General features: G+C 58.0%; 15 protein-coding genes. 14 read left to right on the top strand and 1 reads right to left on the bottom strand.

Annotation, left to right across the window (positions count from 1 at the left end; genetic code table 11):
• The first annotated feature begins 12 nt into the window (after positions 1–12).
• The 11 genes from HNQ50_RS13440 (at position 13) to glmU (ending at position 9,491) form a co-directional block, all read left to right on the top strand.
• Complete coding sequence (locus HNQ50_RS13440; protein ID WP_184101571.1) at positions 13–858, top strand: ParB/RepB/Spo0J family partition protein; 846 nt, start codon at positions 13–15, stop codon at positions 856–858.
• Between the two features lie 179 nt (positions 859–1,037).
• Complete coding sequence (locus HNQ50_RS13445) at positions 1,038–1,409, top strand: ATP synthase subunit I (RefSeq protein WP_184101573.1); 372 nt, start codon at positions 1,038–1,040, stop codon at positions 1,407–1,409.
• A gap of 2 nt (positions 1,410–1,411) precedes the next feature.
• Positions 1,412–2,200: a F0F1 ATP synthase subunit A gene (gene atpB, locus HNQ50_RS13450; RefSeq protein WP_184101575.1), complete on the top strand. Its 789-nt coding sequence runs from the start codon at positions 1,412–1,414 to the stop codon at positions 2,198–2,200.
• Positions 2,201–2,318: 118 nt separating this feature from the next.
• A complete protein-coding gene (gene atpE / locus HNQ50_RS13455; RefSeq protein WP_053938443.1) occupies positions 2,319–2,594 on the top strand; it encodes a F0F1 ATP synthase subunit C in 276 nt (91 codons plus the stop codon).
• A gap of 37 nt (positions 2,595–2,631) precedes the next feature.
• The gene (locus HNQ50_RS13460; RefSeq protein WP_184101577.1) at positions 2,632–3,102 is read left to right on the top strand and encodes a F0F1 ATP synthase subunit B; all 471 of its coding nucleotides are present in this window, start codon (positions 2,632–2,634) and stop codon (positions 3,100–3,102) included.
• A gap of 6 nt (positions 3,103–3,108) precedes the next feature.
• On the top strand, positions 3,109–3,645 hold the full coding sequence (locus HNQ50_RS13465; RefSeq protein ID WP_184101579.1) for a F0F1 ATP synthase subunit delta: 537 nt from the start codon (positions 3,109–3,111) through the stop codon (positions 3,643–3,645).
• An 11-nt stretch (positions 3,646–3,656) separates the two neighbouring features.
• A complete protein-coding gene (gene atpA / locus HNQ50_RS13470) occupies positions 3,657–5,198 on the top strand; it encodes a F0F1 ATP synthase subunit alpha (RefSeq protein ID WP_184101581.1) in 1,542 nt (513 codons plus the stop codon).
• A gap of 26 nt (positions 5,199–5,224) precedes the next feature.
• Positions 5,225–6,094 (top strand): F0F1 ATP synthase subunit gamma, encoded by an 870-nt coding sequence (atpG, locus tag HNQ50_RS13475; RefSeq protein WP_184101583.1) that lies wholly within the window; start codon positions 5,225–5,227, stop codon positions 6,092–6,094.
• A 44-nt stretch (positions 6,095–6,138) separates the two neighbouring features.
• On the top strand, positions 6,139–7,518 hold the full coding sequence (gene atpD / locus HNQ50_RS13480) for a F0F1 ATP synthase subunit beta (RefSeq protein WP_184101585.1): 1,380 nt from the start codon (positions 6,139–6,141) through the stop codon (positions 7,516–7,518).
• A gap of 12 nt (positions 7,519–7,530) precedes the next feature.
• On the top strand, positions 7,531–7,959 hold the full coding sequence (locus HNQ50_RS13485; RefSeq protein WP_184101587.1) for a F0F1 ATP synthase subunit epsilon: 429 nt from the start codon (positions 7,531–7,533) through the stop codon (positions 7,957–7,959).
• A 161-nt stretch (positions 7,960–8,120) separates the two neighbouring features.
• Positions 8,121–9,491, top strand: coding sequence for a bifunctional UDP-N-acetylglucosamine diphosphorylase/glucosamine-1-phosphate N-acetyltransferase GlmU (gene glmU / locus HNQ50_RS13490; protein ID WP_184101589.1), 1,371 nt, complete (start codon positions 8,121–8,123; stop codon positions 9,489–9,491).
• Positions 9,492–9,505: 14 nt separating this feature from the next.
• Here glmU and HNQ50_RS13495 read toward each other — a convergent pair whose 3' ends face one another.
• On the bottom strand, positions 9,506–10,402 hold the full coding sequence (locus tag HNQ50_RS13495; protein ID WP_221303173.1) for a YihY/virulence factor BrkB family protein: 897 nt from the start codon (positions 10,400–10,402) through the stop codon (positions 9,506–9,508).
• Between the two features lie 278 nt (positions 10,403–10,680).
• Between HNQ50_RS13495 and ychF the strand changes: the two genes are divergently transcribed.
• The 3 genes from ychF to HNQ50_RS13510 all read left to right on the top strand — a co-directional run bounded on the left by ychF (position 10,681) and on the right by HNQ50_RS13510 (position 14,445).
• Positions 10,681–11,772 (top strand): redox-regulated ATPase YchF, encoded by a 1,092-nt coding sequence (gene ychF, locus HNQ50_RS13500; protein WP_184101591.1) that lies wholly within the window; start codon positions 10,681–10,683, stop codon positions 11,770–11,772.
• Between the two features lie 244 nt (positions 11,773–12,016).
• Positions 12,017–12,970 (top strand): hypothetical protein, encoded by a 954-nt coding sequence (locus HNQ50_RS13505; RefSeq protein WP_221303174.1) that lies wholly within the window; start codon positions 12,017–12,019, stop codon positions 12,968–12,970.
• Positions 12,971–13,119: 149 nt separating this feature from the next.
• The gene (locus HNQ50_RS13510) at positions 13,120–14,445 is read left to right on the top strand and encodes a DUF3300 domain-containing protein (RefSeq protein ID WP_184101593.1); all 1,326 of its coding nucleotides are present in this window, start codon (positions 13,120–13,122) and stop codon (positions 14,443–14,445) included.
• Positions 14,446–14,454: the final 9 nt, after the last annotated feature.

Raw genomic sequence — 14,454 nt, forward strand, 5'->3', positions numbered from 1 at the left:
AATGAATCGAACATGAACAAAAAATTCAAAGGTCTGGGTCGTGGTCTGGATGCCCTGATGGGCGATGCGGTGGCGAGCGAATCGTTGCAGCAACTGCCCATTACCAGCTTGCAACCAGGCAAGTACCAGCCGCGCACCCAGATGGACGAAGACGCCCTGCAAGAACTGGCGGAGTCCATTCGCGCCCAGGGGCTAATGCAGCCGGTGCTGGTCCGCCCGATTGCGGGTAGCCTCGAAGACCGTTTCGAGATCATTGCCGGTGAACGCCGCTGGCGTGCCTGCCAACTGGCCGGACTGACCGAGATTGCCGCGCTGGTGCGCGAAGTGCCGGACGAAGCCGTCGCGGCCATGGCACTGATCGAGAATATCCAGCGCGAAGACCTCAACGCGCTGGAAGAAGCACAAGGTCTGTCGCGGCTGATTGAAGAATTTGGCATGACGCATGAGGCCGTTGCGCACGCTGTCGGCAAATCACGCGCCACCGTCACCAATCTGTTGCGCTTGCTGAACCTGGCTGAGCCGGTACGCGAACTCTTGGCCGCAGGCCAGTTTGATATGGGTCACGCCCGCGCGCTGCTGGCATTGCCGGCGCTCAAGCAGATCGACACCGCACGGACCGTGGCACTCAAGGGTTTGTCAGTACGGGAAACCGAAGCCCTGGTACAGCGCCTGATGCAGGACGCACCGGCCAAGGCCGAGAAAAAGGCAGACCCCGATATCAAACGGCTGGAAGACGAAGTGTCATCCCGCCTGGGGTCTACGGTTGGCATCCGCCACGGCAAGCGCGGCAACGGCAAACTGACTATCCAGTACACCAGCCTGGACGATCTGGATCGTTTGCTGGCGCTGCTGAAATAATCACAAAGCCAACCATCTGCCTCTGAAGATGCGCGCGTGTCGGCGAATGGCACCAAAAAGGTGCAAATAGTGTCACCTATATGCCGCAGAAACGAAAAACCCCGTAACATCAATGTGTAAAATTGACGCGCAACCGGCCCCGTCCGTATAATCGCCGGATATTTGCCTGGCGTAACAAAATGGTTAACAAAGCACAGATCCAGGGCATCATCCGACTGAAAGTCTGGATTACCCTGGGGGTACTCGTGCCAGTTTCCATTTTATGGGGATGGCAAGCGGGATTTGCAAGTGTCATAGGCGGCACTGTCGCGATTCTGGGTTCCCTGATCTACGCCAGAGCTGCTTTCCAGTTGCCATACGGCCCGCCAGAAGTGCTGATGAAGCTGCACTACCTGGGCGAAGCCTTAAAAATGGCGTTTACACTGGTCGCGTTCGCGGCGATATTCGTCTTTCACCACAAGGTGGTCTGGCCGGCACTGTTTTTTGGTTACGCGGCAGCGGCATCCGCCTTCTGGTTCGGGCTTTTGATCAAATTTAAAGACAAGAAATAATCATGGCTGAAAACACCTCAACCGAATATATCCTTCACCATCTGACGCACAACCGTCTGAATACCGAAGGTACGATGGCCAATTTCCACCTCGATACCTTCTGGATCGCGCTGGTTCTTGGCTTTATTTTCGTTGGTATCTTCGGCCTTGTTGCCCGCAAGGCCACGGACGGCGTACCTGGCAAGCTGCAGAACTTTGTCGAACTCATCGTCGAGATGGTCGACACCCACATCAAGGACACCTTCCACGGCAAGAGCAAAGTGATCGGCCCACTGGCGCTGACCATTTTCTGCTGGGTGTTCCTGATGAACGCCATGGACTTCTTCCCGGTTGACCTGTTCCCCTGGATCGGCAGTCTCTTTGGTATTCACCATCTGCGCGTGGTACCGACGGCTGACGTGAACCAGACTTTCGCCATGTCGATCTCGGTGCTGCTGTACATCATCGGTTTCTCCATCAAGGCCAAGGGCCTCGGTGGCTGGATCAAGGAACTCTTCACTGCCCCGTTCCATGCTGAAGGCACGGTTGGCAAGGTTTGTCTGTTGATCCCCAACTTCCTGTTCCAGTTGATCGAACTGATCGCCAAGCCCATTTCGCTGGCACTGCGGTTGTTCGGCAACATGTACGCCGGTGAACTCCTGTTCATCCTGATCGCGCTCTTGCCGTGGTGGATCAACTGGGTGCTGGGCACGCCGTGGGCCATCTTCCACGTGCTGGTTGTGACCCTGCAAGCATACGTATTCATGGTTCTCACCATCGTTTATCTGTCGATGGCGGTGGAAGACCACTAAGCTGCTGGCGGTTTTTGCCGCCGCAGTAGTACCTGATCGCGCGGGGTCGCATCATGCGGTCCTGCTCGAGTTACCCCCTTATCTTTTTTGCAACTTCCTTTTCAGGAGATATTACAAAATGGCTGCACCTGAAGTTATCGCTAGCGTACAAAGCGCAACCGCAATCGCCGCCGCACTGATGATCGGTCTGGCTGCTCTGGGCACCGCTATCGGTTTTGCTATCCTGGGTGGCAAATTCCTGGAGTCCTCCGCTCGTCAACCGGAAATGATCCCGGTTCTGCAAACCAAGCTGTTCATTATTGCTGGTCTGCTGGACGCCATTTCCATGATCGGCGTTGGTGTTGCCCTGCTGTACACCTTCTCGAACCCGTTCCTCTCCGCGCTCGCAGGCTAATTAGCACGTCAACCGCGAACAACTGGAGGGCTACAACGTGGAATTCAATACTTCCCTCATTGGCCAGGTAATTACATTTGCCTTGCTGGTGTGGTTCACGATGAAAATCGTGTGGCCTCCGCTGACCGGGATGATGGAAAAGCGCGCACAGCGTATCGCTGAAGGTTTGTCGGCTGCAGATCGTGCCAAGCAAGATCTTGCCAATGCCGAAAAAGCCTCTGCCGAAAAGCTGCGTGAAGCCAAGCAACATGCTTCCGAGCTGATTGCCCAGGCCGAAAAGCGCGCCAATCAGATCATCGACGAGGCGAAAGACAAGGCCAAGGTCGAAAGCGAACGCCTGCTGGCGGGCGCCCAGGCCGAAATTACGCAGCAAGTCGAGCAGGCCAAGGGCGTATTGCGTCAACAAGTGGCAAATCTTGCCCTTGAAGGCGCAACCAAAATCCTGAAGCAAGAAGTCGACGCCGGCAAACACGCCGTGCTGTTGGAATCGATCAAAGCGGAACTGTAATCAGTCATGGCAGAACTCATCACCGTCGCAAGGCCGTACGCCGAGGCTGTGTTCCGTCTTGGCAAGGAAAGCGGCAAGCTGGACCAATGGTCCGAAGTGCTGGCAAAGCTGGGTCTCATCGCTGACGATGCGACGGCCCGGCAGGTCGCGTCCAATCCAAGATATTCCGCTGCTCAAGTTCAGCAACTCTTGGTCGAGCTTTTGGGTGCAGGCGTGACCGATGAAGTGAAAAACTTTGTCGCGCTGATTCTCGAGAACGACCGCTTTACTGCACTGCCTGTCATCCGTGACCTGTACGAGTCGTACAAGGCCGCAGAAGCAGGTGAAGTCGAAGCGCAAATCGAATCGGCATTCCCGCTTGACGCAGCTCAGGTCGACGCACTCAAGACGTCACTTGCCCAGCACTTTAACCGCAAGGTGGCCGCTACAACGTCTACCAATGCCGATCTGATCGGTGGCGTGAAGGTGACGGTAGGTGATGTTGTGATCGACGCATCCATAGCCGGCAAGCTCTCTGAACTGGCGACGAGCCTGAAGAGTTAGGAGATTTTTTAATGCAACTCAATCCGTCTGAAATCAGTGAACTGATCAAGGCCCGGATCCAGAACCTGTCGACTGGTGCGCAAACCGCCACTGTTGGTACGGTTGTGTCGGTTACCGACGGTATCGTCCGCGTTCACGGCTTGTCCGATGTGATGCAAGGCGAAATGCTGGAATTCCCGGGTAATACCTTTGGTCTGGCGCTGAACCTGGAACGTGATTCCGTCGGTGCCGTGGTGATGGGTGAATACACCCACATCTCCGAAGGCGACGAAGTCAAATGTACCGGTCGTATTCTGGAAGTACCGGTTGGTCCGGAACTGGTTGGCCGCGTGGTCAACTCGCTGGGTCAGCCTATCGATGGCAAGGGCCCGATCAACGCCAAGCTGTCCAGCCCGATCGAAAAGATCGCGCCGGGCGTGATTGCGCGTCAATCGGTTGACCAGCCGCTGCAAACCGGCCTGAAAGCCATCGACACCATGGTGCCGATCGGTCGTGGCCAGCGTGAGCTGATCATTGGTGACCGTCAGACCGGCAAGACTGCCGTTGCGCTGGACGCGATCATCAACCAGAAGGGTACTGGCGTTACTTGTATCTATGTTGCGATCGGCCAGAAAGCCTCGTCGATTGCCAACGTGGTACGCAAGCTGGAAGAACACGGCGCGCTGGCTCACACCATCGTGGTGGCCGCTGCTGCGTCTGAATCCGCTGCCCTGCAATACATTGCTGCTTACTCCGGTTGCGCAATGGGTGAGTACTTCCGCGATCGCGGCGAAGACGCCCTGATCGTATACGATGACTTGTCCAAGCAAGCCGTTGCTTACCGTCAAATCTCCCTGTTGCTGCGCCGCCCGCCGGGCCGCGAAGCTTACCCGGGCGATGTGTTCTATCTGCACTCCCGTCTGCTGGAACGTGCCGCACGTATCAACGCCGAAGAAGTTGAAAAACTGACCGGTGGCGAAGTGAAGGGCAAGACTGGCTCGCTGACCGCTCTGCCGATCATCGAAACCCAGGCCGGTGACGTGTCTGCCTTCGTTCCGACCAACGTGATCTCGATCACCGACGGCCAGATCTTCCTGGAAACCGACTTGTTCAACGCCGGTATCCGTCCTGCGATGAACGCCGGTATCTCGGTGTCCCGCGTTGGCGGTGCAGCGCAGACCAAGGTCATCAAGAAGCTCGGCGGCGGTGTGCGTCTGGCACTGGCCCAGTACCGTGAACTGGCTGCGTTCGCGCAGTTTGCTTCCGATCTGGACGAAGCCACCCGCAAGCAGCTCGAACGCGGCAAGATGGTGACGGAACTGATGAAGCAGGCTCAATACAGCCCGCTGAAGGTTGCTGAACTGGCCGTGACCCTGGCGTTGATCGCCAAGGGTAGCTACGACGATGTTCCGGTTGATCGCGCTCTGGCGTTCGAATCTGCCTTCCTGGCAGACCTGAAAGCCAACCACGCTGATCTCCTGGGCCGCGTTGAAGCCAAGGGCGTGTTGTCCGACGAAGACGAAGCTACCCTGCTCAAGGCAGTGGCTTCGTTCAAAGCCAGCAGCGCGTACTGATTCAGTACTGAAAAAGGAACTGGATCATGGCAGGCGGTAAAGAAATCCGTACGAAGATCAAAAGCGTAAAAAACACGCAGAAGATCACCCGCGCTATGGAAATGGTCGCGACATCCAAAATGCGCAAGGCGCAAGAACGCATGCGTTCGGCCCGTCCTTATGGCGACAAGATCCGCAGCGTTGCGGCCAATCTTTCGCAAGCATTTGTGGATTACCCGCATCCGTACCTCCAGAAGCGCGAAAGCGTTAAACGGGTTGGCCTGATCGTGGTTACGTCGGACAAGGGCCTGTGCGGTGGTTTGAATACCAACGTGCTGCGCTTGTCCGTCAACAAGATGAAAGAGTTTCACCAGAACGGCGCCGAAGCCTCTGTTACCGCAATTGGTAACAAGGGCATGGCTTTCATGAGCCGCAACGGCGCCAAGGTGATTTCTTCTGCAGTGGCTCTGGGCGATACGCCCCACCTGGAAGCCTTGATCGGTCCGATCAAGGTGATGGTGGATGCGTTTGTCGCGGGCGAAGTGGATGAAGTCCATCTGGTGTACACCAAGTTCGTCAACACCATGAAGCAAGAGCCGACGGTAGAACAGTTGTTGCCGTTGTCGGGCGAGGCCTTTGGCCAGCCTGAACACAAGTACAACTGGGAATACCTGTACGAGCCGGATGCAAAGACCGTCATTGACGAGTTGATGAACCGCTACGTTGAAGCGCTGATTTATCAGGCTGTAGCCGAGAACATCGCATCCGAGATGGCTGCGCGCATGGTGGCCATGAAGGCTGCAACAGATAACGCCGACAAGGTGATCGGCAACCTGCAACTGCTGTACAACAAGACCCGTCAGGCCGCGATTACGAAGGAACTCTCCGAAATCGTCTCCGGCGCGGCAGCAGTTTGATGCAGGCGGCTAACCCGATTGATGCAAGATATTAGGAACCTACGATGAGCCAAGGCAAAATTGTGCAAATCATTGGTCCGGTTGTCGACGTGGAATTTCCGCGTGATAACCTGCCCAAGGTGTATGACGCGCTCAAACTGGCCGACCCCGAACTGACGCTGGAAGTTCAGCAACAGCTGGGTGACGGCGTTGTGCGCGCGATCGCCATGGGTACGACCGATGGTTTGAAGCGCGGTCTTCTGGTGTCCAACACTCACGCTCCGATCTCGGTGCCGGTGGGCAAGGCGACACTGGGCCGCATTATGGACGTGCTGGGTAACCCGATTGACGAAGCTGGCCCGGTTGAGACCGACGCCCGCCGCGCCATTCACCAGGCCGCTCCGAAGTTTGACGAACTGAACCAGTCTATCGACCTGCTGGAAACCGGTATCAAGGTGATTGACCTTGTTTGCCCGTTCGCCAAGGGCGGTAAGGTGGGTCTGTTCGGTGGCGCCGGTGTGGGCAAGACCGTCAACATGATGGAACTGATCAACAACATCGCCAAGGCACACAGCGGTTTGTCCGTGTTTGCCGGTGTGGGTGAGCGTACCCGTGAAGGGAACGACTTCTACCACGAAATGAAGGACTCCAACGTCCTTGATAAAGTGGCGATGGTTTACGGTCAGATGAACGAGCCCCCGGGCAACCGTCTGCGCGTTGCGCTGACCGGTCTGACGATCGCTGAACAGTTCCGTGACGAAGGCCGTGACATTCTGTTCTTTGTGGACAACATCTATCGCTACACCCTGGCCGGTACCGAAGTATCCGCGCTGCTGGGTCGTATGCCTTCTGCTGTGGGTTATCAACCGACCCTGGCCGAAGAAATGGGTGCCCTGCAAGAACGGATTACCTCGACCAAGGCTGGCTCGATCACCTCCATCCAGGCCGTTTACGTCCCTGCCGATGACTTGACCGATCCGTCGCCTGCGACCACCTTCGCTCACTTGGACGCTACCGTTGTTCTGTCGCGTGACATCGCCTCGCTGGGTATCTACCCGGCGGTTGATCCGCTCGACTCCACATCGCGTCAGCTGGACCCGCAAGTGGTGGGTGACGAGCACTACAGCGTGGCGCGTGGCGTTCAACAGACTCTGCAAAAGTACAAAGAACTGCAAGACATCATTGCAATTCTGGGTATGGATGAATTGTCTCCGGACGACAAGCTGGCCGTGGCTCGTGCCCGTAAAATCCAGCGTTTCCTGTCGCAGCCGTTCCACGTTGCTGAAGTGTTTACCGGCTCGCCGGGCAAGTACGTGCCGCTGAAGGAAACCCTGAAGGGCTTCAAGGGCATTCTGAACGGTGATTACGACCACCTCCCCGAGCAAGCCTTCTACATGGTTGGCGGCATCGAGGAAGCGATCGAAAAAGCCAAGACCTTGCAATAAGGATGTAGGCAGATGGCGATGACCATTCATGTTGACGTGGTAAGTGCTGAATCGCTGATTTTCTCTGGTGTTGCTGAATTCTTCACAGCACCGGCAGAAGGCGGTGAAGTTGGTATTTACCCGCGCCATGCGCCTCTCCTGACTCGTATTCGTCCGGGCGCGGTGCGCATCAAGCTGGCTAACACTCACGAACCGGATGTCATCCTGTACGTGTCCGGTGGCCTGCTTGAGGTGCAACCGCATTCGATTACCGTGTTGGCAGATACTGCCATTCGCGGCACGGATATCGACGAAGCCAAGGCGCGTGAAGCCAAGGCGAAGGCCGAAGAAGCACTGAAGAACCGCAAGACCCAGATGGACTTCGCCATGGCGCAGGCTGAACTGGTGGAAGCGGTGGCCAAGCTGGCCGTAATCGAAAAGCTCAAGAAACGCGGTCACTAAGCCGTTTTTCTTGCGTGCCCCAAAAAAAGCAGCCCTTGTGGCTGCTTTTTTATTGTCCGATTGTCTGTAATCCTGAAAGCGCCAGGCCGGGCAGGGTTTTGCGATGCGTCATGGGCTGGCAACAGCTAAAATGACGGGCAATTCACGAACCGGATGCCTCCATGTCTTCTCTTGATGTCGTCATTCTTGCTGCCGGTATGGGCAAGCGTATGTATTCCTCTTTGCCCAAGGTATTGCACGCCATCGCTGGCAAGCCACTGGTCGGTCATGTGGTCGATACTGCCCGCACGCTGGCGCCAGCCCAGATTGTGGTGGTGTACGGCCACGGTGGGGATCAGGTCCAGGCCGCATTTGCGGGTGATACCGCGTTGCACTGGGCGCTGCAGGCGCAGCAACTGGGCACTGGCCACGCGCTGGCGCAGGCGCTGCCTTACCTCAAAAGTGACGTCACCTTGATGCTGTATGGCGATGTGCCGCTGACCCGCGCCGAGACGCTCAAAGCGTTGCTTGCGGCCGCAGAGGGCGGCAAGCTGGGTATTCTGACCGTCACACTCGCCAACCCGACGGGTTACGGCCGTATCGTGCGTAACGATGCTGGCGCAGTTCAGTCCATTGTCGAACAAAAAGATGCCTCTCCGGCACAGGCCGCCATCTGTGAGATCAACACCGGGATTCTGGCCCTGCCCACCGCGCGCCTGGCGCAATGGCTGGCGGAACTGAAAAATGACAACGCACAGGGCGAGTACTACGCCACGGACCTGATTGCGCTGGCCGTGCGCGATGGCGTTGCCGTTGTCACCACCCAGCCGGCTGATGCGTGGGAAGCCGAAGGCATCAACAACAAGGTGCAACTGGCGCAACTGGAACGCATCCACCAACTCAACCAGGCGCAGGCACTGCTGACCGCCGGCGTGACACTGGCCGACCCGGCGCGACTGGATATCCGTGGCCGCGTGGTGCATGGCAAGGATGTGTTCATTGACGTGAACTGCGTGCTGGAAGGCGAAGTCTCGCTGGGTGATGGCGTACAGATTGGTGCCAACTGCGTGCTCAAAAATGTCTGGATTGCCGATGGCGCGGTCATTCACCCTTTCAGCCACCTGGAAAACGCGGAAGTGGGTGCGGGCTCGTTGATTGGCCCGTATGCTCGCCTGCGCCCCGGAGCGGTGCTGGAAGAAGGCGTGCACGTCGGCAATTTTGTTGAGGTTAAAAAGTCGACCCTTGGTGCAGGTACCAAGGTGAATCACCTCTCCTACATTGGCGATGCGCAGATTGGCAGCGGCACCAACATTGGCGCGGGCACCATCACCTGTAATTACGATGGCGTGAACAAATCGCTGACCACCATTGGCGACAATGTGTTCATTGGCTCCAATAATTGCCTGGTGGCTCCGGTCACCATTGGGGATGGCGCAACAACGGGCGCGGGGTCGGTGATCAGCAAGAATGCGCCGGCGGGCGAGTTGACGCTGGGCCGTGCGCGTCAAGTCACCATTGCCGGCTGGAAGCGCCCGGTCAAGCACAGCAAGTAAGCCTGCCAGCGCACTCAGGCGGATGCATCCTCGTGCGTGGTCACGAGGATGCGCACCGCGTGCGCGGTAGGGCGGATGGGCGCGCCGCGCGCATCGGCAACGGCCTCGGTCAATTCGGCTCCCAGCAACAGGATCAGCGCCGAGTAGTACACCCACACCAGCAGCACCACTACGCTGCCCGCGGGTCCGTATGCCCCGCCGACATTCGAGTTCTGGATATACAAACTGATGCCTATCTTGCCCAGAATAAACAGGATGTCGGTCAGGACCGCGCCGGCCAGCGCATCTTTCCAGGCAATGATCGCATCCGGCAAGACCTTGAAGATGGCAGCAAAGACAAAGACGAAGATGGCGGTGGAGACACCCGCTTCGACCCAGCGCCACGCCAGCGTGTGCCCTGGCACAAACAGCCCGATGACCGTGCTGGCGGAAAACGAAATCACCAGCAAGAAAGCCACTGCCAGCAACAACCCCAACGCATTCATGCGCGAACGTAACCAGCCCAGCACCGCCTGACCGGGGCGCGAACGCAAGCCCCAGACGCGGTTAATGGCCCCCTGTAACTGGGCAAATACCGCAGATGCGCCCACCAGGGTGATCCCCAGCCCGATCATGCCCGCCAGATTGCCCACGCTGGGTTTGCTGGAGGCATTGCGGATCACCAGTTCAACGGCATCTGCCGCTTTGGGCCCCACCATGCGGTTCAGGCCATCAATCAACTGGGTCTGATAATCGGGTGAGAGTGAAGCCACCACCCACAGCAGCAGCACAATCAGCGGGGCAAAAGAGAGAGCGGAGTAAAACGCCAGTGCTGCCGCACGGGTCATCAGTTCATCGTCAAAAAAGCCGGCAATGGTTTTGGTGATCACGTGTCGCACCAGTTGCCAAAGCACGTTCAGTTTGTGTTGCACCGGTTTTCCTCCCTGGGTCTATCAGCCTGGCATTGATCGGCCGGAAAATCATGGCGCGTTGTCCGGTTTTATTGCAGGACAGGCCGGGACAACGGCGCACCCGCAACCGGGAACACCTTGAGTTCCAAGAGAATTTGCTACGGTCAGTGGTACAATCGCGGCTGATTGTGGCCACCGCAGCGCGCTGGCCCCGGCACAATGACTGCCGACCCTGAATAAGACGCGACAAGACCCGCCAGGTTTTGCCGTGTGCCAGTTTGAACACAAGGAAAGATCCAATGAGTCTTAAATGCGGCATCGTCGGCTTGCCCAACGTCGGCAAGTCCACGCTTTTCAACGCCCTGACCAAAGCGGGCATTGAAGCGGCCAATTACCCGTTTTGCACCATCGAGCCCAATGTCGGCATCGTGGAAGTACCGGATGCGCGCCTGCAACAACTGGCCGACATCATCAAGCCGCAGAAGATCGTGGCGGCGATTGTCGAGTTTGTTGATATCGCCGGCCTGGTGGCTGGTGCCAGCAAGGGCGAAGGTCTGGGCAACCAGTTCCTGGCCAACATCCGCGAAACCGACGCCATCGTGAATGTGGTGCGTTGTTTCAACGATGACAACATCGTGCATGTGGCCGGCAAGGTTGATCCGATTGATGATATCGCCGTGATCGGCACCGAACTGGCGCTGGCTGACCTGACCACGGTCGAAAAATCGTTGCAGCGTGATGGCAAGAAAGCCAAGAGTGGCGACAAGGAAGCGCAAAAGGTCGTGGCCGTGCTGGAAAAACTGCTGCCGGTGTTGAACGAAGGCCGCCCGGCGCGCGCTGCGGGTTTGTCTGATGAAGAAAAGCTGGCAATCAAGCCGCTGTGTCTGTTGACCATCAAGCCGGCCATGTACGTGGCCAACGTGGCAGAAGACGGTTTCACCAACAACCCGCTGCTGGACAAGGTCACGGAATACGCCAAGGCCGAAGGCGCGCCCGTGGTGGCCGTATGCGCCGCCATTGAGTCGGAAATTGCCGAACTGCCGGACGAAGACAAGGTGGAATTCCTGGCCGAACTGGGTCTGCAAGAGCCTGGCCTGAACCGGCTGATCCGTGCCGGTTTTGAACTGTTGGGTCTGCAAACCTACTTCACCGCCGGGGTGAAAGAAGTCCGCGCCTGGACCATCCACAAGGGTGATACTGCTCCACAAGCAGCCGGCGTGATCCACACCGACTTTGAACGCGGCTTCATTCGTGCGCAGACCATCGGTTTTGATGACTTCATCACCTATAAGGGTGAACAAGGCGCCAAGGAAGCCGGCAAGATGCGCGCCGAAGGCAAGGAATACGTGGTCAAAGACGGCGACGTCCTCAACTTCCTGTTTAACGTCTGATTCTGGCGGTGACGGCTGGCCTTGCCAGTCTGTCGCAAAAAAAGCCCCTCGGCATGCATGTGCCCTGGGGCTTTTTGCTGGCCGCCGCATTGGTGAGATGACAAATTTGTGCCGGACGCAAAAGCCGCCAGCACTCAGCGGCAATTTCGACTATTGAGATGTATGGAGATGCATGTAACCGGCAAATAAATCCGGCAATACCGGTGTTCTTGCATCGGTTCCCTTCCTTTTCAGGCGGCCAGGTATGGTTAATCCGCTCAGGCGGCTGGGCAGTGTTGCGGCAATGCTGGCGGTCATCTGGCCTGGCTATGCCGGCGCCGCAGGCACGCTTGATCTGCCCGGTGCGGACGTGCAAAAACGGGCCAATGCGGTGCTCGGGTTAATGGGCTATTCGCTGGTGCCGGATGTGACGACCAGCGCCCTCTCCATCAACAGCGCGTCTTCCGGTGATCCTGGCCTGACCATGTCCAATCTGGGCGGTGGCGCCACCATGAGCAAAGATATTCCGGTGTATCTGGAGGGGACCCTGGCCTACAGCCGTTACGACCCGGCGTTTGTGGCTACGGATGGCACCGTGCAGCGCCCGATTCCCTTCAAATGGAACAGCCTTGCCGGCACAGCGGGGATTGGGTGGGATTTTCCGCTGGCAGAGCATCTGGTGTTCCGGCCCATTTTCAATTTTGCGCTCGGCACGGTGGCCAGTGACCTGGTCGGGGCCAAATGGTTTGCCGAATACAAAACCGGACGGCAGTTTGATTTTCTGGATAACGGCAGCCTGAACGCCTACGGCCTGGGGGGCTCGCTGATGCTGGATTACGAGGACTACCAGCCCGCGCGCGATATTGATGTAGAGCTGCGTTACACCGACATCACCCTGCACAGCTTTGGCGGCACCTCTGATGCGGTGCAAGGCTCGTCGCGACCGCAAACGCTGGGCCTGTGGGCCCGCTGGCGTGCGCCGACCGGCATGGAAGCCCTGGGCCGCCCGATACGCTACGTGCTGGAGTACGCACAAACCCAATACATTGGCCAGCTACGCGGGGCGCTCGGGTTCAACTATCTCAATTCCGTCGGGACCGGGCTGGAACTGGATACCAGCAAATACGACATTTTCATTACCCGCGTACGCCTTGTCGGGCGCTATATGTGGGGAGGTAACGCGCATGGTGCATCGCTGGGGTTTGCCGTGAGTTTCTAGCGGTGCACAGGCTCCCGCCTGTCGGGAAAAAACTTGCCAGGCACAGGTGCCTGCGCTTTGCTGATAGTCGGTACGCCCGGATATCAGGGGCTTCTGATGATCACATCCACATCAATACGCCGATCCCGCATCGGCCAGGGGGCTTTGCAATGACCGCCGTGTTTGCTGTGTTGCGCCGGTACATGCTTGTGCTGGCGCTACCGTTGTTGCTGATCACCCCGGCGGCGATGGCGGCGGATGACGATACGCCGCTGACCCAGGCGCAACTGGATCAACTGGTTGCGCCCATCGCACTCTATCCGGACTCCCTGTTGTCCCAACTGCTGATGGCGACAACCTATCCGGACGAGTTCGACAAAGCCTACCAGTGGTCCAAGGCGCACCCGGATGCCAAGGGTGATGACGCCGTCAAACAGGTGGAGGCGCAGAACTGGGACCCATCGGTGGCCTCCATGGTGGCCTTCCCGGAAGTGCTGATCACCTTGGGGGGCCAGCCCAAGTGGGTCAAGGATATGGGCGATGCCTTCCTGACCCAGACGGCCGACGTGATGGACGCCGTGCAACGTTTGCGGGGGCAGGCGCAAAAAGCGGGCAATCTGAAATCCAACGAACAAATCAATGTCACGACGCAGCCGGCCTCTGGCAGCAATACGCAAGTCATTGTCGTTGAGCCGGCCAAGCCTGACGTGGTGTACGTGCCCACCTATAACCCGACCGTGGTGTATGGCGCCTGGGCCTACCCGACCTATCCGCCTTATTACTATCCGCCCCCGGCGGGCTACTGGTTCTCTACCGCCGTGATGACCGGGGTGGCCTGGGGTGTCGGGATTGCAGTGGGGAACGCACTCTGGGGTGGCTGCAATTGGGGCTCGCATGACGTTAACATCAACGTGAACAAGTACAACAACATCAACACCAATCGCAAGATTGAAGGGAGCGGTAACCGTTCCTCCTGGAAACATGATCCGGGGCATCGTACCTCTGATTACCGGGGCGGCTCGACAGAGCGCAATCGTCGCCAGCAGGATTTCAACACCAACCAGCGCGAACAATTCCGCGGCCGTGACTCGGCTGCCGCCGGTACGCGGGATGTGAATAACCGGGATACACGCAATCGCGATAGTCGCGAAAACAGCCGCCGGCAGGCCGAGCAGACCATGGAAAACCGGGGGATCAGCAGCCCGGGGCATCGTACCGGCAATGGGCAAGCCGAACGCAACCGTAGCAGCACCAGTAATCAAATGGCGCGGGATAACAGCAACCGCGCACGGGGTGATGGGGCCACGCGTGATAACGCGCTCAGTGGCGTGAATAATCGGCAAGCCCAACACGAATCCGTACGCGGTCGTGAAAGTAATCAGTCGCAACGCATGCAGGGCAGCAGCCGGCCCAGTGGCGGCAGTTTCAATCGGGGCGGCTCATCCGGCCGCAGTTCTGTAAACCGCCCAGCGCGCAGCGGCGGCCGCGGCCGTTGACCAAAGAGG

Origin of the sequence: Silvimonas terrae, assembly GCF_014202765.1 — a bacterium.
In the GTDB taxonomy this organism is placed as follows: domain Bacteria; phylum Pseudomonadota; class Gammaproteobacteria; order Burkholderiales; family Chitinibacteraceae; genus Silvimonas; species Silvimonas terrae.

Coding starts and splice junctions, on each gene's coding strand:
- HNQ50_RS13440 (WP_184101571.1), top strand. CDS start 13: ATGAACAAAAAATTCAAAGGTCTGGGTCGTGGTCTGGATGCCCTGATG.
- HNQ50_RS13445 (WP_184101573.1), top strand. CDS start 1,038: ATGGTTAACAAAGCACAGATCCAGGGCATCATCCGACTGAAAGTCTGG.
- atpB (WP_184101575.1), top strand. CDS start 1,412: ATGGCTGAAAACACCTCAACCGAATATATCCTTCACCATCTGACGCAC.
- atpE (WP_053938443.1), top strand. CDS start 2,319: ATGGCTGCACCTGAAGTTATCGCTAGCGTACAAAGCGCAACCGCAATC.
- HNQ50_RS13465 (WP_184101579.1), top strand. CDS start 3,109: ATGGCAGAACTCATCACCGTCGCAAGGCCGTACGCCGAGGCTGTGTTC.
- atpA (WP_184101581.1), top strand. CDS start 3,657: ATGCAACTCAATCCGTCTGAAATCAGTGAACTGATCAAGGCCCGGATC.
- atpG (WP_184101583.1), top strand. CDS start 5,225: ATGGCAGGCGGTAAAGAAATCCGTACGAAGATCAAAAGCGTAAAAAAC.
- atpD (WP_184101585.1), top strand. CDS start 6,139: ATGAGCCAAGGCAAAATTGTGCAAATCATTGGTCCGGTTGTCGACGTG.
- HNQ50_RS13485 (WP_184101587.1), top strand. CDS start 7,531: ATGGCGATGACCATTCATGTTGACGTGGTAAGTGCTGAATCGCTGATT.
- glmU (WP_184101589.1), top strand. CDS start 8,121: ATGTCTTCTCTTGATGTCGTCATTCTTGCTGCCGGTATGGGCAAGCGT.
- ychF (WP_184101591.1), top strand. CDS start 10,681: ATGAGTCTTAAATGCGGCATCGTCGGCTTGCCCAACGTCGGCAAGTCC.
- HNQ50_RS13505 (WP_221303174.1), top strand. CDS start 12,017: ATGGTTAATCCGCTCAGGCGGCTGGGCAGTGTTGCGGCAATGCTGGCG.
- HNQ50_RS13510 (WP_184101593.1), top strand. CDS start 13,120: ATGACCGCCGTGTTTGCTGTGTTGCGCCGGTACATGCTTGTGCTGGCG.